The organism is Azospirillum sp. TSH58 (assembly GCF_003119115.1).
Classification (GTDB): domain Bacteria; phylum Pseudomonadota; class Alphaproteobacteria; order Azospirillales; family Azospirillaceae; genus Azospirillum.
Genome location: NZ_CP022363.1, coordinates 455,530 through 478,166, shown reverse-complemented (window position 1 = coordinate 478,166; position 22,637 = coordinate 455,530). Strand labels below are relative to the sequence as shown.

General features: G+C 70.6%; 19 protein-coding genes. 11 read left to right on the top strand and 8 right to left on the bottom strand.

Annotation, left to right across the window (positions count from 1 at the left end):
* The first annotated feature begins 18 nt into the window (after nucleotides 1-18).
* Nucleotides 19-942, top strand: coding sequence for a glycosyltransferase family 2 protein (locus TSH58p_RS02010; RefSeq protein WP_109068788.1), 924 nt, complete (start codon nucleotides 19-21; stop codon nucleotides 940-942).
* On the top strand, nucleotides 939-1,940 hold the full coding sequence (locus tag TSH58p_RS02005) for a glycosyltransferase family 2 protein (RefSeq protein ID WP_109068789.1): 1,002 nt from the start codon (nucleotides 939-941) through the stop codon (nucleotides 1,938-1,940). The genes TSH58p_RS02010 and TSH58p_RS02005 overlap by 4 nt, the downstream gene beginning before the upstream one ends.
* A 133-nt stretch (nucleotides 1,941-2,073) precedes the next feature.
* Here TSH58p_RS02005 and TSH58p_RS02000 read toward each other — a convergent pair whose 3' ends face one another.
* Nucleotides 2,074-2,964 carry an AEC family transporter gene (locus TSH58p_RS02000; protein ID WP_109068790.1) on the bottom strand — a complete coding sequence of 297 codons (891 nt, stop codon included), beginning with the start codon at nucleotides 2,962-2,964 and terminating at the stop codon, nucleotides 2,074-2,076.
* A gap of 2 nt (nucleotides 2,965-2,966) precedes the next feature.
* Nucleotides 2,967-3,755 carry a 2-oxo-tetronate isomerase gene (otnI, locus tag TSH58p_RS01995; protein ID WP_109068791.1) on the bottom strand — a complete coding sequence of 263 codons (789 nt, stop codon included), beginning with the start codon at nucleotides 3,753-3,755 and terminating at the stop codon, nucleotides 2,967-2,969.
* 212 nt (nucleotides 3,756-3,967) lie between these two features.
* Here otnI and TSH58p_RS01990 point away from each other — a divergent pair, with 212 nt between their 5' ends.
* The gene (locus tag TSH58p_RS01990; RefSeq protein ID WP_109068792.1) at nucleotides 3,968-4,996 is read left to right on the top strand and encodes an AbrB family transcriptional regulator; all 1,029 of its coding nucleotides are present in this window, start codon (nucleotides 3,968-3,970) and stop codon (nucleotides 4,994-4,996) included.
* Nucleotides 4,997-5,004: 8 nt separating this feature from the next.
* On the opposite strand, the gene TSH58p_RS01985 is transcribed toward TSH58p_RS01990, so the two are convergent.
* Entirely contained in the window at nucleotides 5,005-5,697 is a 693-nt protein-coding gene (locus tag TSH58p_RS01985; RefSeq protein WP_109068793.1) for a sigma factor-like helix-turn-helix DNA-binding protein, read from the bottom strand.
* Between the two features lie 179 nt (nucleotides 5,698-5,876).
* Entirely contained in the window at nucleotides 5,877-6,485 is a 609-nt protein-coding gene (locus tag TSH58p_RS01980) for a flavodoxin family protein (protein WP_109068794.1), read from the bottom strand.
* A gap of 182 nt (nucleotides 6,486-6,667) precedes the next feature.
* Between TSH58p_RS01980 and TSH58p_RS01975 the strand changes: the two genes are divergently transcribed.
* The 3 genes from TSH58p_RS01975 to TSH58p_RS01965 all read left to right on the top strand — a co-directional run bounded on the left by TSH58p_RS01975 (nucleotide 6,668) and on the right by TSH58p_RS01965 (nucleotide 9,508).
* Entirely contained in the window at nucleotides 6,668-7,432 is a 765-nt protein-coding gene (locus TSH58p_RS01975; RefSeq protein ID WP_247895483.1) for a M48 family metallopeptidase, read from the top strand.
* Nucleotides 7,433-7,599: 167 nt separating this feature from the next.
* Complete coding sequence (locus TSH58p_RS01970) at nucleotides 7,600-8,634, top strand: AAA family ATPase (RefSeq protein WP_094303587.1); 1,035 nt, start codon at nucleotides 7,600-7,602, stop codon at nucleotides 8,632-8,634.
* Nucleotides 8,624-9,508 carry a ParB/RepB/Spo0J family partition protein gene (locus TSH58p_RS01965; protein ID WP_109068796.1) on the top strand — a complete coding sequence of 295 codons (885 nt, stop codon included), beginning with the start codon at nucleotides 8,624-8,626 and terminating at the stop codon, nucleotides 9,506-9,508. Before TSH58p_RS01970 ends, TSH58p_RS01965 begins: the two co-directional genes overlap by 11 nt.
* 54 nt (nucleotides 9,509-9,562) lie before the next feature.
* Here the strand turns inward: TSH58p_RS01965 and TSH58p_RS01960 are convergent, their stop codons facing one another.
* The 3 genes from TSH58p_RS01960 to TSH58p_RS01950 all read right to left on the bottom strand — a co-directional run bounded on the left by TSH58p_RS01960 (nucleotide 9,563) and on the right by TSH58p_RS01950 (nucleotide 14,120).
* Nucleotides 9,563-10,666, bottom strand: a complete 1,104-nt coding sequence (locus tag TSH58p_RS01960) for an HPP family protein (RefSeq protein ID WP_204165710.1) — start codon at nucleotides 10,664-10,666, stop codon at nucleotides 9,563-9,565.
* Between the two features lie 170 nt (nucleotides 10,667-10,836).
* Nucleotides 10,837-11,976, bottom strand: coding sequence for an SbmA/BacA-like family transporter (locus tag TSH58p_RS01955; protein ID WP_109068798.1), 1,140 nt, complete (start codon nucleotides 11,974-11,976; stop codon nucleotides 10,837-10,839).
* Nucleotides 11,977-12,092: 116 nt separating this feature from the next.
* The gene (locus TSH58p_RS01950) at nucleotides 12,093-14,120 is read right to left on the bottom strand and encodes a methyl-accepting chemotaxis protein (RefSeq protein ID WP_109068799.1); all 2,028 of its coding nucleotides are present in this window, start codon (nucleotides 14,118-14,120) and stop codon (nucleotides 12,093-12,095) included.
* 331 nt (nucleotides 14,121-14,451) lie between these two features.
* On the opposite strand from TSH58p_RS01950, the gene TSH58p_RS01945 reads away from it, so the two are divergent.
* Nucleotides 14,452-15,438, top strand: coding sequence for an aldo/keto reductase (locus tag TSH58p_RS01945; RefSeq protein ID WP_109068800.1), 987 nt, complete (start codon nucleotides 14,452-14,454; stop codon nucleotides 15,436-15,438).
* Nucleotides 15,439-15,447: 9 nt separating this feature from the next.
* Here the strand turns inward: TSH58p_RS01945 and TSH58p_RS01940 are convergent, their stop codons facing one another.
* Nucleotides 15,448-16,323 (bottom strand): LysR family transcriptional regulator, encoded by an 876-nt coding sequence (locus tag TSH58p_RS01940; protein WP_109068801.1) that lies wholly within the window; start codon nucleotides 16,321-16,323, stop codon nucleotides 15,448-15,450.
* Nucleotides 16,324-16,430: 107 nt separating this feature from the next.
* Here TSH58p_RS01940 and bla point away from each other — a divergent pair, with 107 nt between their 5' ends.
* From bla to TSH58p_RS01920, 4 genes are all read left to right on the top strand, one after another.
* A complete protein-coding gene (gene bla, locus TSH58p_RS01935; protein WP_109068802.1) occupies nucleotides 16,431-17,321 on the top strand; it encodes a class A beta-lactamase in 891 nt (296 codons plus the stop codon).
* Nucleotides 17,322-17,483: 162 nt separating this feature from the next.
* Nucleotides 17,484-18,251, top strand: coding sequence for a sulfate reduction electron transfer complex DsrMKJOP subunit DsrO (dsrO, locus tag TSH58p_RS01930; RefSeq protein ID WP_109068803.1), 768 nt, complete (start codon nucleotides 17,484-17,486; stop codon nucleotides 18,249-18,251).
* The gene (gene nrfD / locus TSH58p_RS01925) at nucleotides 18,251-19,384 is read left to right on the top strand and encodes an NrfD/PsrC family molybdoenzyme membrane anchor subunit (protein WP_109068804.1); all 1,134 of its coding nucleotides are present in this window, start codon (nucleotides 18,251-18,253) and stop codon (nucleotides 19,382-19,384) included. Before dsrO ends, nrfD begins: the two co-directional genes overlap by 1 nt.
* Nucleotides 19,385-19,398: 14 nt before the next feature.
* A complete protein-coding gene (locus TSH58p_RS01920) occupies nucleotides 19,399-22,506 on the top strand; it encodes a molybdopterin dinucleotide binding domain-containing protein (protein WP_109068805.1) in 3,108 nt (1,035 codons plus the stop codon).
* The last annotated feature ends 131 nt before the right edge of the window (nucleotides 22,507-22,637 follow it).

Sequence of the window (22,637 nt, the reverse complement as noted above, 5' to 3'; positions counted from 1 at the left end):
GAGGAAGGAACAGGCACCATGTCGAAAAAGCTGGTGGTTTGCGTGTGCACCTACCGCAGGCCGAAGGATCTTCACCGCACGCTGCTGTCGCTGGAGGGGCTGACCTTCAACCCCGACGCCCCGCTGGACGTCGAGGTGCTGGTGGTGGACAACGACCCGGCGCGCTCGGCCGAACCCCTGTGCCGGGAGATGGCACAGGACTGGCGTTTCCCCATCCGCTACGCGGCGGAACCGGTGCCGGGCATTCCAGCCGCCCGCAACCGCTGCCTGGACGAGACCACGGACGCCGACCTGATCGCCTTCATCGACGACGACGAGGTGGCGAGCCCCGGCTGGCTCGATTGGCTGGTGACGGCCATGGAGCGCACCGGGGCCGCCGTGGTCGCCGGGCCGGTCCTGCCGATCTACGAGAAGCGCCCGCCCGATTGGCTGACCAAGGGCCGCTTCCACGACCTGCAGCGCATGCCCACGGGCAGTGAGCCGGCCTATTGCGCCACCGGCAACGTGCTGTTCCGCCGCTCCATCCTGAAGGGCGGCGTGCGCTTCGATCCGGAGCTGAGCCTGTCCGGCGGCAGCGACGTGCTGTTCTTCGAGCAGATCCGCCGCCAGGGCCACCGCATCGTCTGGTGCGACGAGGCGACCATCGAGGAGCATGTGCCGGCCAGCCGCATGACCGCCCGCTGGATCCTGCGCCGCGCCTTCCGCCTGGGCACCTGCGTGTCGCTGACCGAGGCCAAGCTGAACGGCCAGCGCCGCACGCTCGTCAAGCGCTCCACGCTGGGCCTCGCGCACATCGCGCTGAACCTCGCCGCCCTGCCGCTGGTGCCGATGGCGATGGCCTTCGACACCAGCTGGCCGATCCGCCGTCTCCAGAAGATCTGCGTGGGCAGCGGCTATCTCTACGGCCTGATGGGCTTCCAATATCTGGAGTACAAGCGATGAAGGGCCTTGAGGCGAAAGGCGGGGAGATGAAGGGCGGTGCGGCGGAAGGCAGGGCGGCGGAAGCCCCGCCCGTCACCGTCAGCGCGGTCATTCCGACGCGCAACCGCCCGCATCTGGTGCTGAACGCCGTGGAGAGCGTGCGCGCCCAGACGATTCAGGATCTGGAGATCGTCGTCGTCGTCGACGGGCCGGACCCCGCCACCGTCGCAGCACTGGAGGCGGTGGAGGACCGCCGCCTGCGCATCGTGCAGAACCCGGCGTCGCTCGGCCCCGCGGGCGCGCGCAACGCCGGGGTGCAGGCGGCGCTGGGCGAATGGATCGCCTTCCTGGACGACGACGATTCCTGGGCGCCGGAGAAGCTGGAACGGCAGCTCGCCGCCGCCAAGGCGTCGGGCGCCAAGCTGCCGGTGGTGTCCTGCAGCACCAGCGTCAGCATCGGCGAACGCCGTTACGTCTGGCCGCAGCGCCGGCCGGAGCCGGGCGAGCCGATCAGCGACTACCTGATCGACCGCCGCAGCCCGCTGTCCCGCCCCGGCTATCTCGCCACCCCGACCATCATGGTGCCGCGCTCGCTGGCGCTCGCCGTGCCGATGCCGGACTACCGGCATTTCGAGGATTGGGGCTGGCTGTTCCGCGCGCTCGACCAGCCGGGCGCGGAGCTGGTCTTCGTGGACGAGCCGCTGTGCTTCGTGGAGATCGACGAGGGCCGCGCCTCGCTGCACTCGGTGGACGACTGGCGGCAGGCGTTCGAGTGGGCGCGGACCCATCGCCCGCTGATGACCGGCAACGCCTACGCCGCCTTCCTGATGACCAAGGTCGTCGGCATGGCCCGCCGCGAGGGCGACTGGAACGCCGTCCGCCGCCTGCTGGCCGAGGCGACGCGGGCGGGCGACCCGAAGATGCGGCACTACCTGATGTTCTTCGGAACCTGCGTCGTGCCGCCGTCCTTCCACCGCCGGGTGCGCGCGGCGACCCATTCGGACGCCGCGACGGCGTGAGGCCAGTTCAGGCGTTGCGAAGTTTTGCCCCCACTCTAACCCTCCCCCGCTTCGCAGGGGAGGGGACTGTTTCTCCCTCCCCTGCGAAGCGGGGGAGGGCCGGGGTGGGGGCAAACGCATCCCCCTCCCCTCTTCACATCACCGCCGCCAGCAGAAGCGGCAGAGTCAGGAACGACAGCGCCGTGGACCCCAGCACCATCCCGGCGACCTCCTGCGGCGCGTTGTTGTAGCGCAGCGCCCAGAGATAGTTGAACACCGCCACCGGCATGGTGCTCTCCAGCAGCACGACGCCGCGCATCGTGCCCTCCAGGCCCAGCACCTCCACCACCGCCAGACCGGCGGCGAAGCCGAGCAGCAGGCGCAGCGCCGACATGGCCAGCGACCGCAGCATCCCCTGCATCCGCAGGCCCGCCAGAGCCACCCCCAGCGAGAACAGCATCAGCGGCACCGCGCAGTTGCCGAGCAGCGTCGTGGTGTTGGTCACCCATTGCGGCGGCTGGAAGCCGGTCATCAGGACCAGAACGGCCAGCGCCACCGCGTAGATCACCGGGGTGCGCAGCACCTGCTTGGCGTCCGTGCGCCCCGCCGCCAGGGCCGGGCCGATGGTGAACTGGAGGACGGCCAGCGTCGCGAAGAACAGCACCGCCAGCCCCATCCCGGTTTCCCCGAAGGCGAACAGGCAGACGGGAATGCCCATGTTGCCGCCGTTGGGGAAGCTGAGCGCCGGCAGATAGACGCGCAGCGGCAAGCGGCTGGCCAGCAGGATCGGCGTCGCCATCAGCCCGGCCAGCGCCATGCTGCCGACCGAGGCCGCCGCCATGGTCAGCAGGTCGTCCCCGCCCAGCGTCAGGCGGGCCAGCGAGGAGAAGACCAAGCAGGGGGTGGAGACGTTGATTGCGAAGGTGGTGATGAAGGCGCTGTCGTAAGGCAGTTTGGCGCGGCTCCAGCCGAAGCCCAGGGCGGCGATCAGGAACACCGGCACGACGACGGCGGCGATGCTGGACAGGGGGGCGAGCAGCTCCATGGTCAGCGCGCAGCCTGCTTGCTTGCGGTGCGGAACCAGCCCAGCCCGTCCTCCGTCCGGGCGCGGGGCCGGTACTCGCAGCCGATGAAGCCGCGGTAGCCGGTCGCCACCAGAACCTCGAACAGATAGGGATAGTGGACCTCGCCGCGGTCGGGCTCCTGACGGTCGGGAACGCCGGCGATCTGCACATGGGCGGTGAGGTCGGCGTTGTCCCGGATGCGGGTGGCGAGGTCGCCCTCGCTGATCTGGCAATGGTAGAGATCGAGCTGGAGCTTCAGGTTCGGAGCCCCGACCTCCCCGATCACCCGGCGGGCCAGCGCGGTGCCGTTCATCAGATAGCCGGGCATGTCGCGGTTGTTGATCGGCTCCACCAGCAGCGTCAACCCGGCCTCCGCGCAGGCCGCCGCGGCGTGGCGCAGATTGCCGGTGTAGATTGCCAGCGCCTCCTCCCGATCCAGCCCCTGCGGCGGGATGCCGGCCATGCAGTGCAGCAGCCGGTTGCCCAGCGCCTTGGCGTAGGCGATGGCCGTCGCCACGCCCTCGCGGAACTCCGCTTCGCGGCCCGGCAGGCTGGCGATGCCGCGCTCCCCCGCCGCCCAGTCGCCGGGGGGCAGGTTGAACAGCGCCTGGGTCAGGCCATGACCGTCCAGCGCCGCCTTGATCCGCTCCGCCGGAACGTCGTAGGGGAACAGGAACTCCACCGCGTCGAAGCCGGCTGCCGCCGCCGCGCCGAACCGCTCCAGAAAAGGCCGTTCGGTGAACATCATGGACAGGTTGGCGGCGAACCTCATGGCGTCCGTCCCCTGGCTATCGTGGGCATGGCCCCCTCCCCTTCGTCTGGGCCGCCGCTGCGGCCGGTTGTTCCGACAATGCAGCAGGCCGACGGTCCGGACAATCGCCGGCCTATGCCGCACACGCTTGTCAGGTTACCGCCCATACCGGTTGCGCACGATTGCGGGTGACACGCACAGTGCACGGCCCTTGCCGAAGCCGGACCCGACGGATGATGAAGCGACTCGCCTCCACCGCCCTGACCCTCCTTCTGGCCGCCCTGGGTGGCGGGCTGTTCGCTCTGGCGGGGCTGCCCGCGGCGTGGCTGATGGGGGCGATGACCGCGGTGGCCGGCGGGGCGCTCGGCGGGTTGACGCTGCGCCTGCCCTCCCCTCTCGGCACCGCCGCCTTCGTGCTGCTGGGCATCTCCATGGGCGCCGGGGTCACACCGGACACGCTGCACCAGATGGCCTCCTGGCCGCTCAGCATGGCGCTGCTCGCCGGATCGGTGATGGCCTGCCTGTACGCCTGCTCGGCGTGGCTGGAGCGGGTGCACCGCTGGGACCCGGCGACCGCGCGCTACGCCGCGGTTCCCGGCGCGCTGGGCGCCGTTCTGGTGCTGGCGGCGGAGAGCCGGGCCGACCTGCCGCGGGTCGCGCTGGCGCAGAGCCTGCGGTTGTTCGTCCTGGTCGCCGCCATGCCCTGGCTGTTGGATCTGGTGTCGTCCACGCCCGGCCTGCCGCCCCGCCCTGCCCTGTCCGACGCGGCGGACGCCCTGCCCGAGCTGGCTCTTCTGGTCGGGGCCAGCGCCCTGGCGGGGCTGCTGTTCCAAAAGCTGCGCGTGCCCGGCGGCGTGCTGCTCGGCGCCATGCTGGGAAGCGCTGTGCTGCACGGCAGCGGCCTCGTGGACCACCGCTTGCCGAACTGGCTGCTGAACGCGGGCTTCGTGGTGACGGGGGCGCTGATCGGGTCGCGCTTCGCCGGGGTCACGCTGGCGTCCCTGCGGGCGGCGCTGCGTCCGTCGCTGGAAAGCGTGGCGCTGGCGCTCGTCCTGTCCTCGGCCTTCGCCTGGGCGGGGGCGTGGTTGCTCGGGCTTCCCTTCGGCCAGCTCTGGCTCGCCTACGCGCCGGGCGGGGTCGAGGCGATGACCATCGTGGCCTTCGTGCTCGGCCTCGACACCGCCTTCGTCGGCACGCATCATGTCGTGCGCTTCGCCGGGCTGGGCTTCCTGGCCCGCTGGTGGCAGCCCCGCCGCGGCTGATCGGCGCGTTACAGGCCGTCGAAGAGAAGCTGCGCCGGCGGCTCGGCCTTCCGCTTTTTCTTCTTCTCCTTGGGCGCCTTCTCCGGAGCCGGCTTGTCGTCCTGGGCCGATTGATCCGGGGCCACAGTATCCTGTGCGTCCGGGTTCAATGCCATTTCCACCCGCTCCAGAGGAGCCGGTTCGGGCGCGGGTTCTTTCGCGGCCGGAGCCGCCACGGGCGGCGCATCCTCCGCCACGACCTCCTGGACCGGCTCGACGGCCGGTTCGGCGACAATCTCCTGAACCGGCTCGACAGCCGGCTCGGCGGCGGGCTCAGCCGCCTTCTTCTTCTTCTTCGGGCGGGTCGGGCGCGGGTCGATGCCCACCCCGTCCTTGGCGCGGGCCTTGGCCTTGTCGCGGGCGACGGCCTCCGGCGCGTTGGGGTCGTCGTTCAGCCACTTGCCGCGCTTGATGACCTCGTTCACGCGGCCCTGGTTGACGCCGAGCTGGAAGGCGATCTCCTGCTGCGTCATGTCGGTGGTGCGGTGAAGCTCCAGGATCTGCGCGGCGAGTTCGGGCGTCATCTTCTTGCCGACGACGCGCCGCGCCGGGCGGATCGACCGCTGGGCCTTGTCACGCTCCCGCAGCTTGCCCAGGATCTCCAGGGCCTCCGTGTTGCCCGCCGTCTTCAAGGCTTCTTCGAATTCCTTGAGCGTCGTCACCCGTTCCTCCTGCCACCATCCACCCGCAGCGATGTCATCGCACCGCCGACTATACATGGAATCGCGCGGGCGGTTGAGAAGGCTCTTGCGTGGATATCCACAGAATGGCACGGCCGGGAGGGCCAAGGGCGATGCGACGCTATTAGACGTCTAATCACCCGGCCCATCATGCGCTCCCGTCATTCGCCGGGATATTGCTTCTCCTTCAGAAAGCGCGCGAGGTGGGCGGCGTTGCGCGCGGCCATGGCGGAGGTGGAGGCCACCTTGTCCGGCACCGTGTCCAGATCCTGGAAATCCGTCTTCTGCATCGCCTCCCCCACCCAGTAGCAGACGGCGTTGGCGGCGAGCGTGAAGCCCACGTCGTTCAGCGCCTGGAACAGCTCCGCCGAGACATGGTGGGCGCCATCCTCGTTGCCGACGACGGCGACCAGCGCGACCTTGCCGTAGGACACCATGCGGCCCTGGTCGTCCGTCTCACCCAGGAAAGCGTCCATGCGTTCCAGCACCCGCTTGCACACGCTGGACGGCTGGCCCATCCAGATCGGCGTGCCGAGGACGAGGATGTCGGCCTCCAGCACGCGGCGGCGCAACTCCGGCCAGGCATCGCCCGGCCCTTCATCCGAGGTCACGCCGGGCTTCACGTCATGGTCGGCGACGCGGACCGGCGCGGCCACCTCGACCCCGTGGGCGGCGAGGTCCTTCTGGAGCAAGCCGATCATCGCGTCGGTCGAGGAGGGCTTCCCCGACGGCTTCAGGGTGCAGTTGAGCACGAAGGCTTTGATCGGCATGCTGTTCTCCCGGTTCGTTCCGCATCGCCCGTTCCGCATCTGCGGTGATCGGAGGCAACATCCCGCCCCGTGAAACGTTGCGGCTCTCACGACACGGCCACCGAATTGCCCCGGCACAGCCCATCCGCCATCGGATAGGATGCGGCGGACAGAACCACAACGGAGGAACACCAATGCCGACCATGACCGTCCGACCCCTGTGCCTTGCCGCGGCGCTGGCCGGGTCCCTGGCGCTGGCCGGATGCGCCGGAAACTCGACGGGGCTCGGGCTGAACCTCGTCTCGCAGGAGCAACTCGTCGAACTCGGCCAGCAGGACTGGCAACGCCTGATCCAATCGACCCCGGCCACCGCCAACGCCAGCTACCAGCGCCGCGCCGAGCAGATCTCGGCCCGCCTGCTGCGCGCCGCCTCGCTCGACCCCGCGGGTTGGGAGGTGCGCGTGTTCCAGGGCCAGGAGGCCAACGCCTTCGCCCTGCCCGGCCAGAAGATCGGCGTCTATGAAGGCCTCTTCAAGTACGCCAAGACCGACGCGCAGCTTGCCGCGGTCATCGGCCACGAGATCGCCCACAATCTGGAAGGCCACGCCGCCGAGCGGGTGAGCACCCAGATGGCCACCGACGCCGGCACGAGCATTCTGGGCGCCGTGGCCGGGGCGAGCGGTGTCGGCGGCAGCGAGATGATCGCCGCGGCGCTGGGCACCGGCGCGCAGTACGGCCTGCTGCTGCCCTATTCCCGAAACCAGGAGCTTGCGGCGGACCGCGCCGGGCTGCTGATGATGGCCCGCGCCGGCTACGACCCGCAGGCGGCCATCGAGCTGTGGCAGAACATGAAGCAGGCCGGGAGCGAGCAGCCGACCTTCATGTCCACCCACCCCGGCACGGCGGACCGCATCGCCGCGCTGCAGAAGCTGATGCCCGAAGCGAAGGCGGCCTACAAGCCGGGCTGAGCGGACCGGCGGGGGCGCGCATGGCGCCTCCGCCGAACGCTTTTCCCGCGAGAAAATTTTCTCGCCGAATGTTGACTCCCCTGCCCTGCCCCCGAATCAACATTCCGGCTTGACCGGGCTCAACCGCCGCGCAAAAGTGGCCTCGGGGCAAGGCAGGGGATTGAACCATGCGCGGCGAGGACATCAAGGCGTTCCGGGAAGGCCGGACGCTGAACCAGCCGGATTTCGCGGCTTGGCTGAACGAAAAACTCGGCCGGAAATACGACAAGGCGAAGATCTCGCGCTGGGAGAACGGCAGCGAGAAGATCCCCGCCCCGGTCATCTCCCTGCTGCTGCAGGAGAAGATCGGGACGGTGACGCAGCATGGCCCGGCGCTGATCTGTGCTGCGGCCAACCGCAAGGGCGGTGTCGGCAAGACCGCCTTCACCGTCAACACGGCCACCCTGCTCGCCCGGCACTTCAAGGTGCTGCTGATCGACGCGGACCCGCAGGCCAACGCCACCATCCATCTCGGCATCAATTCCATCGAGCGCGAGCGCGAGGAGAAAACCCTCTACTACGCCCTGAAGGCGTCGGTGGAGGCACTGAAATCGCGGGGGAAAGGTTTCGACCTCGGCGACTACATCGTGACCACCGACAGCGGGCTCGACGTCATCCCCAGCGGGATGCGGCTGGGCGACGCGGAGGCGGAGCTGCAAAGCCAGTCGTCGGGGGATTGCGCGCTGCGCGAATGCCTGGATGGCGGGGCGCGGCAGAGCTACGATTTCATCTTCGTCGACACCCCGCCGCATTTCGGCATGCTGGCGCGCAACGCGCTGACCGCCGCCAACACCGTCGCCATTCCCTGCCAGACGGAAATGCTGAGCGTCGCGGGCGTGGAGTTCCTGCTGGAGAACCTGGACATGATCCGCCGCCGGGCCAATCCGGGGGTCAGCGTGCTGGGCATCCTGCCGACGATGTTCAACGCGCGGCTGACCCAGGACCAGGCGTCGCTGGACGACATCCGCAACCTGTTCGGCGCGAAGCTGCGCGTCTTCGGCCCGATCCCGCGGGCGACCGTCTACGCCCAGGCGGTGGCCGCCGGGCGCGCCGCGCTGGAGGCGGTGCCGGACGCGCCGGGCTACGAGGTCTATCAGGCCGTCGCCGACGCGCTGATCCAGGAACGTGCCCGCATGCCGGAGGTGATGGCCCATGTCGCGTAAACTGGCCCGGACGAACACCGGCGTGCTGACCACCGCGGCGGCGGAGCGCCAGGCCCGCGAGGACGGGCAGGGCTTCAACCGCCGTGGCCCGGTCGTCGTGGAGATCGACGTCGGCCGCATCGTCACCAACCCCGACCAGCCGCGCCGCCACTTCGACGAGGCGGACATGGAGGCGTTGAAATCCTCCATCGCGCAGCACGGGCTGGCCCAGCCGGTCGGCGTGCAGCAGTTGGGCGACGGGCGCTTCCAGCTCGTCTTCGGGGAGCGGCGCTTCCGCGCGGTGCGGGCGCTCGGCCATCCGACCATCTACGCCGTGACCGTCACCGGCGCGTCGGACGAGCTGGCGCTGATCGAGAATGTCGTGCGCGCCGACCTGTCCCCCTTCGAGGAGGGCGACGCCTACGCCCGGCTGATGGAGCGCCACGGCTACCGGCAGGAGGATGTCGGACGGATCGTCGGCAAGGACCGGGTGGACATTTCCCGCGCGCTCCTCATCAGCCGCCTGCCGCAGCGCATCCGCGACGAGTATCCGCTGCACCGCCCGGCGCGCTACCGGCTGGTGGAGATCGCCCGGCTGAAAGGGGATGGCGAACAGCTGCGCGGCTGGGACGCGCTGGTCACGGAGATGACCCGGCGCTCCGCCGACGAGGAGGCTTCGGCGCCCACGGCGGCAAAGCCCCGCAGCAACGCGGTTCCGACCGGCAGCGCCCTGCCGAAGCCGCTGGCCAAGGCGGTGTTCGGGGCGCGCCAGACCGTCGCCGCCGTCCGCGAACAGGGACTGGCCCTGGCGGACATCGACCGGGAGACGCTCCGCGCCATCCGCGACGACATCGACGCGATCCTCAACGCCGGGCAGGGCAGGGGAGGGGAGTGAAAGAGCCGGCTCCGCGAGAAAATTTTCTCGCGGAGCCGTGGCTTCCGCTGCGGCTCAGCGGCTTGCCGACGCCACCAGCGCGGCCGGCGTCCGGGCGCTGTCCAACGACTGCAACAAGGTCGTGCGGGCCATCACCAGCAGCAGGTCCGTCTGGGTGACCACCCCCAGAAGCCCGCCGTTCCCATCCACGATGGCGACCTCGTGCGTGCCCCCGTCCGACAGCGGACCAAGCAGGCGGAAGGCCGGGGTTTCCGGGCCGGCGGTCACCGGCGCGGCCATCACCGCGGCCACCGTCGCGGCATCCCCGACCAGATGCTGGTGCCCGACCAGACCGACCACCACGTTGCGCCGGTCCACCACGGGGAGGGTGCGGAAGGCGTGCTCGATCAGGCGGGCGCGGGCCACCTCCGGATGGGCCTCCGCGCTCACCGTCACCACGTCGCGGGCCATGATGTCGCCGCAGGTGATCCCGCCGTGCATGCGCTCCATGGCGTGAAGCTCGGCCTTCTCCAGAAGGGCGCTCAGGTCGTCGCGGTTGACGTCCAGCGCTTCCCCCAAATCGCGGATCGCCTCGTCCAGGTCGTTGGCGGTCAGGCCGGAGCGCGCACGGGCGGGCGGGTCGGCGGTGCCGTGGCTGTTGGCCGGCTTGGGCGGCGCCCGGTGCGGGTAGGAATGGCCGGAGAAGCGATGGAACGTCCAGCCCGCCAGCACCAGCAGGATGGAATTGACGGCCACCGGATAGAACACGAACTGCATCCCTGACGCGGCGACCGCCGGTCCGCCGATCACCGCGGTCAGCGCGGCGGCGCCGCCCGGCGGGTGCAGGCAGCGCGTCATCGACATGGTTGCGATGGCCAGCGCCACCGCCACGCCGCCGGCCAGCATGGGATCGGGGATCAGCGCCGCCACCATCACCCCGACCAGCGCCGACAAGGTGTTGCCGCCGATGATCGACCAGGGCTGGGCGAGCGGGCTGGCCGGCACCGCGAACAGCAGGACCGCCGACGCCCCCATGGGCGCCACCAGGGCCGGCGCGCTGGTGATGTGGGTCAGCAGGTTGTGGCAGAGCAGCCCTGTCGCGGCGAGGCCGATCATGGCGCCGCAGCAGGCGATCAGCCGGTCCTTCAGGTTGGCGCCGGGCAGGATGGGCCTGAACATGGCAAGGCGGCGGCGGTTTTCGTGTTTCTTCAGCAGAGTGATTTTCCAGCGGCGCAGCAGGAGCCGTATCTCGCGGTGCATTCGGCCCGGTCCCTCCCAAGGTTTCGGCGTGCGGCGGCAGGATAGAACCTCAAGCTAAGTTGAGGTCAAACGGAAAGTGCCGGGCCTCGTCACCGTTTCCGCGCGGTGGTGCCGCCATCGGACAGAAAATCGCGCGCGTTCGCCTTGACCGGGGGCAAGGGGGTGATCCCGTCCAGCGCCTCCTTCAGGCCCAGCACCCGCTCCACCGACGCCTTCCACTGGGCGACGGTCGCCAGATTGTCGATGGGCCAGGACAGCGCCGCGACGGCCTGCTGGAAGGCCTGCGCGGTCTGCATCATCATCCCCAGCGTGATAACCCCCGCGGCGTAGCGCGGTGCCACCACCAGGATGGGAAAGACCGCCGACAGCACCGAATAGGACGCGCCGAAGGCCATCACGCGGACCAGCGCGCCGGTCTGCCGTTCCCAGCCGCGGCGCACCCCGCCGAACAGCAGGGCCATGCGGCCGCGCTCCACGGCCTCGCCATGCTGCCGGGCGATGACCGACGCGTTCTCCCGAACCCGCGCCAGCCCGAAGCGGAAATCGGCCTCCAGCCCCTGCCGCCGCTCCGCCGCGCGGACCAGCGGCCGGGCGACGGCGATGGCGGCGGCGGTCCCGGCGGCGGAAAAGGCCAGGGCGAGGAGGAGCAGATGGCCGGGGACCGGGACGCTCGTCCCTCCGACCGTGATCTCCACGACGCCGGAAAGCCGCCACAGGATGCTGGCGAAACTGACCAGCAGCAGCAGGCAGTAGGTCAGCGAATGGCCCAGATCGATGGCGAGTTCGGTGACGATGCGGACGTCCTCGGCGATGCGCCCGTCCGGATTGTCGTGGTCGCCGGGGAGGGAGGGGAGGGCCTGTTCCCGCCCGTCCGACACCCAATCGCCGATCAGCCGACGGGTCAGCCACGCCCGCCAGCCGAACTGGAGGCGCCGCTTCACCCACAGATGCGTCACCGAGACGGCGATGTTGAACAGAAGGATGCCGCCGGCCGTCGCGGCCATGACCGGCAAGAGGTCCATCGCCCGCTGCTCCAGCGCGTCGAACAGGCGCTGGCTCCACAGGTTCATCATCACCGGGACGGACACCTGCGCCACCGTCAGGGCCAGCAGGGCCGCCGCCAGCAGCCGCACCGACCAGCGGTCCCGTCCCGACCAGTAGCCCCCGGCCAGCCCGGCGAAGCGCCGGACGAAGCCGGAGGCGGTCCTCAGGGAAACCCTTTCCACCATGACCGACCATCCCGGCCGCACACCCGAGGCGCCCGACGTTCAGGCGCCTCGGTTCAGCCTAACACCAATCCGGCCGGCGGGAACCGGGACAAGCGGCGATCCCTCGTCCCGCCGGGTCAGGCGGCCCGGACGGTGGCGATGAAACTGCGCACTTCGCTGCGCAGGCGCTCCGCCTCGACGGCCAGTTCCTCCGACGTGCCGTGGACGCGGCTGGCGGCGTCGCCGGTCTCCGACACCGCCGTGCTGACGCCGGCGATGTTGCGCGACACCTCCTCCGTCCCCTGGGCGGCCTGGGAGACGCTGCTGGCGATCTCGCGGGTCGCGGCGGCCTGCTCCTCGATGGCGGCGGCGATGGTGGTGGCGATCTCGCTCATCCGGCCGATGGTCTGGCCGATGCTGCCGATGGCCTTCTGCGCGCCGCCGGTGGTCTGCTGGATCTCCTGAACCTTCGACTGGATCTCGTCGGTCGCCCTGGCGGTCTGGTTGGCGAGCGCCTTCACCTCGCCCGCCACCACGGCGAAGCCCTTGCCGGCTTCACCGGCCCGCGCCGCCTCGATGGTCGCGTTCAGCGCCAGCAGGTTGGTCTGGGCGGCGATGCCGCTGATGATCTCCACCACCTGCCCGATCTGCTCGGCGGCGGTGACCAGGGCGCGCATGGTGCGGTCGGCGCCTTCCGCGTCGGTCACCGCCTGCCCGGCGATGCGGGTGGAGATCTCCACCTGCTGGCCGATCTCGGAGATGGAGGCCGACAGTTCCTCCGTCGCGCTGGCGACGGTCTGCACGTTGGCCGAGGCCTCCTCGGAGGCGGAGGCGACGAGGAGCGAGCGCTCGCTGGCGTCCGCCGCGGTGCCGGACAGGGTGCTGGCGGCGTTGTGCATGCCGCCGGCGGCGCTCGCCACCGCCTCGACGATGCCCTGGACGGTCGCCTCGAAGGTGTCGGCCATGCGCATCATGGTGGCGCGGCGCTGCTCGGCGGCCTGGCGCTCGGCGTCCTCCTGCGCCTTGCGCATGCGCTCCATCTCCTCGGCGTTCGACTTGAAGACCTGGAGCGCGCGGGCCAGCGCCCCGATCTCGTCCTTCCGCCAGCCCTCGTCCACCTGCACCGTGCGGTCGCCTTCGGCCAGCCGGCCCATCGCCCCGGTGATGACGCCGAGCGGACGGGTGATCGCCCGCGAGATCATCCAGGCCAGCAGCAGACCCAGCGCCACGGCGGCGGCGGTCACCGCGGCTCCCTGCCGCTCGGCGGCGGCCACCGCGGTGGCGGCGCTGCGCTCCAGCCCCTTCAGGATCTCGGTGGAATGCTGGCGGATCGCCCCGATCTTCCCGTTGATCTGGGCACCGGCGCGGGTCATGGTGTCGGAGTTGACGCGCGCCATCTCCTCGGCGATGGCGGCGATGCGCTCGATGCCCGCGGTGTAGCGCGGCAGCTTGGCGAGCACCTCCGTGCGCTTCGCGGCACCCGGGGAGTCGGTCCAGCCCTTGGCTTCGCCCTCGACGTCGGCGGCCACCGCCGCCAGATCCTGGCGGATGCGGAGCAGATCCTCGGGCTTCGTCTCGGTCACGAAGCGGGCGACGAGCACGCGCACCAGCAGAAACTGCTCGCTGACCCCCGCGGCCTGGACGGTGCGGTCCAGATTGCCGGTCTGCCGTTCGGCTGTCACCAGCTCGCTCAGCGTCCGGCGGATGTCGGCGCCCAGCTTGTTCACGACCTCCGCGACGATGCCGTCCCGTTCGGTGCGCAGGGCCACCAGCCGGTCGAAACCGGTCAGGAAATCCCGCTCCAGCCCGCGAATCTCGTCCACCGCTTGGCGGTCAGCCGAATCGCCGATGCCGGGGGCCGCCTTGTCCAGATGACGGCGGAAGTCCGTGGTGGTGGTGCGGAAGCGGTTGGCCGCACCCTCCGCCCCGGAGACGAGAAACTCCTCCGCGGCCCCCAGCGCGTCGGACAGGGCGGTGTCGGCTTCCCCCAGCGTCAGCGTGACGTCGGATTGCGCCGCATAGCTGTGCAGCGCGGCGTCGCTGGATCGAAGGCCGCTCCAGGAGACCGCTCCCAACGTGACCAGCAGGGCCAGCGTGACCCCGAAGCCGGTGTAGACCTTGGTTGCGGTGCGCAAGTTGGCGAAGGCGCGAAGGGAGGTGGTCATGATGGGATGTCCTGCCTGGGGGTATTTATTGTTCGGCGTCGGTCGCCCGCGTCGGATCAAATCATTCTCAAAAACCGGGCCAACTCCCAATCCCCGCGCAATTGCTGTTCCACCCAGCAAAATTCCCGAGCGGGCCGCGCGGTTGTTCCTTCCCAACCGTTGCAATTTGCCAACGCGCTCCCATCCGCGTCGCAAATTGCCACGCCGGCGCCGGCTGGTTGCGAATGGGAACACCGCGGCCATCCCGATGTTGAGGGCCGATGTTGAGAGTCGCGCCGTCAGGGCGCAGACTGGACTTCCCGCGCACGCATGGAACAACGAGAGGTCGATCATGCCGGACAGCCAGCATTTCGCTCCGCCCGGACCCATCGGATTTGGTGGCGCTCCGCTCGGCAACATGTTCGAGGAGGTGCCGGACGACGTGGCGGAAGCCACGCTGGCCGCCGCCTGGGACGCCGGCATCCGCTATTTCGACACGGCGCCGGAATACGGCCCCGGCATTTCGGAGCACCGGTTCGGCCATGTCCTGCGCAACCGTCCGCGCGACGACTTCGTCCTGTCGACCAAGGTCGGGCGCCTGCTGCGCGCCGATGCCGGCAAGGGTGGCCAGCACGGCCCCTTCGTGAAGGGACTGCCCTTCCGGGTGGACTACGACTACACCGCCGACGGGGTGCGCCGCTCCATCGAGGACAGCCTGCAACGGCTGGGCATGGCCCGCATCGACATCGCCTACATCCACGACTGCGCGGAGGACGCCCACGGCGACCGCTGGCTGGAGGTGTTCGACACCGCCATGAAGGGCGCCGCCGTGGCGCTGACCAAGCTCCGCGAGGAGGGCGTGATCCGTGGCTGGGGGCTTGGCGTCAACCGGGTGGAGCCCTGCGTGATGGCGCTGGAGCGGGCCGACCCGGACGTCTTCCTGCTGGCCGGACGCTACAGCCTGCTGAACCAGCCGGCGCTGGACACGCTGTTCCCGCGCTGCCAGGAGCGCGGCGTCCATGTCGTGGTCGGCGGCCCCTACAACTCCGGCCTGATCGCCGGGGGCAAGAATTTCGAGTACCAGGAGGCTCCGCCGGACAAGGTGGCGGCGCGCGACCGTCTGGCCGAGATCGCCAAGCGGCACGGCGTGGACCTGCGGGCGGCGGCGCTGCAATTCTGCGCGGCGCACCCGGTCGTCGCCTCGGTCATTCCGGGCACCAAGAACCCGCCGCGCGTGCATGAGAATGTCGCATTGATGAAGCAGCCGATCCCGGCGGATTTCTGGCGAGAGCTGAAACAAGCCGGCGTCCTGCCGGAGCAGGCCCCAACGCCGGCCTGACACCTTGATCTAATCGTCCATGCGGACGGCGGCGGTGATCCAGTGGCGGAAGCTCTGCATCGCCGCCGTCTCGGGGCGGGAATGCAGGCGGGTCAGCCAGTAGCGGCCCGCCGGCACCTCGATGGCGAAGGGGCGGACCAGCCGGTCGGTGGCCAGATCATGCCCGAACAGCCGCGCGGGCAGCAGCGCCACCCCGGCGCCCATCGCGGCGGCGGCGGCGATGGTGGGCGAGGAATCGAAGACCGGACCGCGGATGGCCGGGCAGGGCACCCCGGCCAGCGCGAACCAGCGCTGCCATTCCTCGACCCGGTAGGAGCGCAGCAGCACCTCCCGCGCGAGGTCCGCCGGACAGGACAGCCGTTGCGCCAGCGCCGGGGCGCAAAGCGGGGTCAGCGGCGCGTCGAGCAGCGGCACCGCCTCCACCCCGTGCCAGGAGCCGTCGCCGAAGCGGATGGCGACATCCAGCCCCTCGCCGGCCAGATCGACCCGGTTGTTGTTGGTCAGGATGCGCAGATCGACCGCCGGGTTCGCCGCGGTGAAGGCCGGCAGGCGCGGCAGCAGCCAGCCCGTGGCGAAGGTCCCCACCACCCCGACCGTCAGCACCTCGTGATAGCGCCCGTCGGCGAAGCGGTCGAGCGTCGCGCCGATCCGCTCGAAGGCGTCCATCAGCACCGGCACCAGCGCCGCCCCCTCGTCGGTCAGGGCGAGGCCGCGCGGCAGGCGGCGGAACAGGGTGACGCCCAGCCGCGCCTCCAGCGTGCGGATCTGCTGGCTGACCGCCGCCTGGCTGACGCACAGCTCCAAACCGGCGCGGGTGAAGCTGAGATGGCGGGCCGACGCCTCGAAGGCGCGCAGCGCGTTGAGCGGAAGCTGCGGACGGGCCATGGTGAGCCATTAGTTTTTCTTGTGGCTTGTGAAAACTATCATCGTTTGTTCCGACGCCGGGAGCTTTTTATCGTCCGTCCATCGACACGGCATGACACGAGGACACGATGATCGGACGGCGGGCTTTCCTGGCCGCGACGGGCGGCATGACGCTGCTGGCGGCAACCGGCGTGAAGGCGGAGAAACCCAGGACATTCGGGGATAAGCGGCTGGCCGACGCGATCGCCGCGCTGGAGACGCGCAGCGGCGGGCGGCTCGGCGTGGCGGTGCTCGACACCGGCACCGGGCAGCGCTTCGGCCATCGCGCGGACGAGCGGTTCCCGATGTGCAGCACCTTCAAATTTCTTTTGGCTGGCGCCATCCTGAAACAGGTGGATGAGGGGCGGGAGCGGCTGGACCGGCGCATTCGGGTGACCAAGGCGGACATGGTCCCCTACGCCCCCTTCGCCGAAACCCGCCTCGACGGCCCGCCCCCGACGGTGGCCGAGCTGTGCGAGGCGACGATGACGCTCAGCGACAACGTGGCGGCGAACCTGCTGCTGCCGGCGGTGGGCGACCCCGCCGGGCTGACCGCCTTCCTGCGCACGCTGGGCGACCGGAAGACCCGGCTGGACCGCAACGAGCCGTCGCTGAACAGCGCCATTCCCGGCGATCCGCGCGACACCACCACGCCCGCGGCGATGGTCCACAGCATGGGGCGGCTGATGCTGGGCGACGCGCTGACCCCGGCGTCGCGCGAGCAGCTCATCGCCTGGATGGTCGCCAACCGGACCGGCGACAAGCGTTTGCGGGCCGGGCTGCCGAAGGGCTGGCGCGTCGGCGACAAGACCGGCACGGGCGTGCGCGGCACGGCCAACGACATCGGCATCGTCTGGCCGGAGGGGAGGGCGCCGCTGCTGATCGCCAGCTACCTGACCGAGACGGCCGACAGCTTCAAGGACCGGGACGCCACCCACGCCGGCGTGGCCCGCGCGGTCGCCGACGCTCTCAAGGGCTGATCGCGTTTGACCGACCGGCCGCTGCGGCATGTCGTCACTGGGGTTTACCCTAAGAAGTGTAGGGATGCCCCCAATGGGAGTGGGGACAGGGGGCCGGTACCCTTCGCACCGTAGGGCCGCGGTTCGTCGCGGCCGAAGGAGTCAGGTGCGAAGAGGCCAGCCATGGACCGATCAAGGCGCAACTTCTGCCTCGGCGCGGGCGCCGCGACCATCGGCGCCGCGACCATGAGCGTCGCGACGGGGGCGACGATGCCCGCCGCCGCCGCGCCCAATGGTGCGTCGCTCCGCCGGGACGGCGATCCGGCGCACCGCTGGGCGATGGTGGTGGACGTGCGCAAATGCGTGGGCTGCCAAGCCTGCACGGTCGCCTGCATCATGGAGAACGACGTTCCGGAAAACAGCTTCCGCACCATCGTCTCCACCTATGAGGTGACGGAGCAGGGCAAGGCCGGCAGCTACATGCTGCCGCGCCTGTGCAACCACTGCGAGGACCCACCCTGCATCCCCGTCTGTCCGACCGGTGCGACTTTCCAGCGCCGCGACGGAATCGTGGTCGTGGACAACACTGTCTGCGTCGGCTGCGCCTACTGCGTCCAGGCCTGCCCCTACGACGCGCGCTTCATCAACCACGAGACCCAGACCGCCGACAAATGCACCTTCTGCGTCCACCGCGTGGAGGCCGGTCTGTTGCCCGCCTGCGTGGAGACCTGCGTCGGCGGCGCCCGCATTTTCGGTGACCTGAACGACCCGGACAGCGCCGTCTCCACCCTGGTCCGCGAGGAGAACCCCAAGGTGCTGAAGCCGGAGCAGGGGACCCAGCCGCGCGTCTTCTACCTCGGCCTCGACCCCCGCTTCCAAGGGAAGGTCGACGGCACGCCGACGCTCTGGCGGCCCAGCAGCGAGACCCACGCCCAAAAGGAGCACGCGTGATGGACAACCACATCGTCGAGGTCATCAACGTGACCCGCGAGGTCGCGTGGCTTCCCTGGGCCGTGCAGTATTTTTTCCTGATCGGCCTGTCGGTCGGCGGCCTGCTGCTGAGCCTGCCGGGTTATGCCTTCGCCAAGGAGGACTGGCGCGCGCTGGGCCGCACCGCCCTGCTGGTGGCGCTGACCTGCGGGCTGGCCGCCCCGGTGGCGCTTCTGTCGGACCTCCACCAGCCCGGCCGCTTCTGGCACTTCTACGTCGTGCTGCGTCCGACCTCCTGGATGTGGTGGGGGTCGATCTTCATCCCCCTCTACGTCACCGGCCTGCTGGTCTACGGCTGGGCGTGCTTCCGCGAGGAGTTGCAGGCCCATGGCCGGGTGGACAGCCGCCTCGCCGCGCTCTACCGGCTGGCCTCGCTGGGCGGCGGGCGCAACGACGCGCTGATCCGCGCCGCCGGTCTGTTCGCCCTGGCGGGCGCGCTGCTGGTCGCCCTCTACACCGGGGCGGAGGTCGCGGTGGTGAAGGCCCGCCCGCTGTGGCACACGCCCTTCCTGCCCGTGCAGCTCCTGATGACCGCGCTGGCCGGCGCCGCCGGGCTGGTGCTGCTGCTCAACCGCTTCGCCGCCGGCAACGACCGCGCGGTGGAGGTGCGGGCGAACCGGCTGCTCGCCGGCGTCCTGGGCGGCGTCATGCTGGTCGGCGCGCTGTGGCTGGCGCTGGGCCTGTTCGGGCTGGACGCCACCCACGCGGAGGCGCTGGGCAGCGTCGCCGGGTCGAAGGCGTGGCGCGTCACCGCCGTCTGGGCCGTCGCCGCCACCGCGATTCCCTTCGCCATCGCCGTCGCCAAGCCGGCCGGGACGGGGCTGCTGACCGGGCTGATCGCCCTGCACGGCGCCTGGATGTTCCGCTGGACCGTGTTCATCGGCGGCCAGACCGTGCCGAAGACCGGCGCCGGCTTCTACGACTACGCGCTGCCCGCCGGTCCGGAGGGGCTGCTGGGGATCGTCGGAACGGCCGGACTCTGGCTGTTCCTGCTGATCGCCCTCACCGCCATCCTGCCTTCCCCGCGCCGCCCGGCGCCCGCTCCGGCCCGCGCGCCCCACGCGCCCGCCGGAACCGTGGCCGCCGCCGAGTGAACGGAGCACCCATCATGTCGATTTCCCGTCGCCTTCTCCTGAAGACCAGCGCCGCGGGCGGCGCGCTCGCCGCCTTCGCGGGCGGCTTCTCCGACACCGGACGCAAGCTCGTGAAGGGCGCCTGGGCCGGGGACACGCCCGACCACGCCATCTCCGGCAACGCCCCGGCCCCCGAATTCCGCGTCGATCCGGCGACCGGCGACCTCACCCCGACGCCGGGCCAGATCGTCGCCAACGTCGCCTGCCTCGGCTGCACCACCCTGTGCGGCGTCCGCGTCCGGGTGGACGTGGAGAAGAACAAGGTGCTGCGGGTCGCCGGCAACCCCTACAGCCCGCTGTCCACCGACCCCTTCCTGCCCTACGGCACGCCGATCAGGGAGAGCTTCACGTCCCTGTCGCGGCTGGACGAGAAGGGGCTGAAGGGCCGCTCGACCGCCTGCGGGCGGGGCAACGCGGCGCTGGAGATGCTGACCTCGCCCTTCCGTGTCGCCACCCCGATGAAGCGCGTCGGCCCGCGCGGTTCCGGCCAATGGGAACCCATCGCCTTCGACCGGCTGATCGAGGAGATCGCCGAGGGCGGCGACCTGTTCGGCGAAGGCCCGGTGCCCGGCCTGCGCAGCTTGCGCGACCTGAAGACGCCCATCGACCCGGCCGCGCCCGAGCTGGGGCCGAAGGTCAACCAGGTGGCCCTGCTGTCGTCGGTCAACGACGGGCGGGAACCCTTCGTGCGGCGCTTCTTCAACCAGGCGCTGGGCACGATCAACTTCGTCGGCCATGGCTCCTACTGCGGCGGCGCCTACCGCTCCGGATCGGGGGCGGTGTTCGGCGACGCCAAGAAGATGCCGCACGCCAAGCCAGACCTGCAGAATGCGGAGTTCGTGCTGTTCATCGGCACCGCTCCGTCGAACGCCGGCAACCCGTTCAAGCGGCAGGCCATGCTGCTCGCCAAGGGGCGGACGGACGGCGTCCTGAACTACGTCGTCGTCGACCCGGTGCTGACCAACGCCGACAACCGCGCGGCGGCGGAGCGGTCCAACTGGATTCCCATCCGCCCCGGCACCGACGGCGCCCTGGTCATGGGCATGATGCGCTGGATGTTCGAGAACGGGCGCATCGACACCAATTACCTGTCCCAGCCCAACGGCACGGCGGCGGAGGCGGCGGGCGAGGCCGGCTGGTGCAACGCCACCCATCTGGTGATCCAGCAGGCGGGCCACCCGCGCGACGGGCGGATGCTGCGCGCCTCCGACCTCGGTTGGGTGACGCTGGACGAGAAGGAGCGCTACGGCGCCAAGGACGCCTTCGTCGTGCTCGACCCGTCCGGCACGCCGGTCGCCCACGACGTGCTGATGGGACCGGCCGCGCTGTTCCACGGCGGCACGGTGGCGACCCCGGCGGGCGACGTGGCGGTGAAGACCAGCCTCACCCTGCTGCGCGAGCAGGCGATGCGGCTCGACCTCGCCGGCTACGCCGACGCCTGTGGCATCCCCGCCGACGTGATCGCCGGTCTGGCGCGGGAGTTCACCAGCCACGGCAAGAAGGCCGCCGCCAATGCCCACGGCGGCATGATGGCCGGCAACGGCTTCTACAACGCCTTCGGCGTGGTGACCCTGAACACGCTGATCGGCAATCTCAACTGGAAGGGCGGCACCATCTTCGGCGGCGGGCGCTTCCCGGACGAGCAGGACGGCCCGCGCTACAAGCTGGCCAGCTTCCCCGGACAGGTGAAGCCCTCCGGCACCGCCATCAGCCGCCCCGTCCCCTACGAGAAATCCAGCGAGTTCAAGGCGCGGAAGGAGGCGGGCAAGCCCTATCCGGCCAAGGCGCCCTGGTATCCGAACGCCCCGCAGCTCACCACCGAATATCTGACCAGCGGCGTGGTGGACGGCTACCCGTACCCGCTGAAGGCCCTGTTCCTGTGGAACAGCAACCCGGTCTACGGCATCCCCGGCGTCCGCGCCCAGGTGGAGGCGACGCTGCGCGACCCGAAGGCGCTGCCGCTGGTCGTCGCCATCGATCCCTTCATCAACGAATCCACGGCCTTCGCCGACTACATCATCCCCGACACGGTGCTGTACGAGACCTGGGGCTGGGCCTCCCCCTGGGCGGGCGTGCCGACCAAGACCTCGACGGCGCGCTGGCCGGTGGTGACGCCCCGAACGGAACCGCTGCCGGAGGGCCGGCACGTCCAGATGGAGACCTTCCTCATCGCACTGGCGAAGCGGCTGGGCCTGCCCGGCTTCGGCCCGGACGCCATCGCCGACATGGACGGGAGGACCCACCCGCTGGAGCGGCCGGAGGACTGGTACCTGCGCGGCGGCGCCAACATCGCGTGGCTGGGCAAGCAGCCGGTGCCCGACGCCACGGACGAGGACATCGCCCTGTCCGGCGTCGCCCGCGTTCTCCCGGCGCTCCAGGCGGTGCTGAAGGAGGAGGAATGGCGCAAGGTCGCCTTCATCCTGGCGCGCGGCGGGCGCTACCAGAACCAGTCCGAAGGCTTCGAGGGCGACAAGGCCACCCACCGCTTCAAGGACGGGCTGCTGGTCTACAACGAGGCGGTCGGCGCGGCGAAGAGCAGCGTCACCGGCAAGCGCTGGACCGGCACCGCCGCCTGGACGCCCCCGGCCTTCGCCGACGGCACGCCGATGCGGCAGGTCCACAGGGCGGAGGACTGGCCTTTCCAGCTCATCAGCTCGAAATCGGTGCTGGTCAGCGCCTACACCATCGCGGCCAGCCGCCTGCGCCACCTGCACCCGGAGAACCCGGTGGGCATCAACGCGGAGGACGCGCGGCGGCTGGGCATCGCCACCGGCGACCGCATCCGCGTCGCCACGCCGGGCGGGTCGGAGCTGGCGACGGCCATCGTCCGGCACGGCGTGATGCGCGGCGTGCTCGCCGTCGAGCACGGCTTCGGCCACAAGGAGTTCGGCGCGCGGCCGCACGTCATCGGCGGCCACAGCCAGCCGGTGGTGCCGGAGATCGGGGCCGGGGTGAACATCAACGACCTGGGCCTGCACGACCCGACCCGTCCGGGCGCCTCGGTCTGGGTCGATCCCATCGCCGGAACGGCGGTGCGCCAGGGTCTCCCCGCCAAGCTGGAGCGGGTGGCCGCGGCGGCGTGAGCCTTCCGTCCGGTAATCACGGCTAAAATTCCCTCTCCCCTCCGGGGAGAGGGTCAGGGTGAGGGGGCAGCGTGGGCGTCAAGCCCACGCCAGGGGATTGCCAAGGGGCAGCATGCCCCTTGACGGTGCGC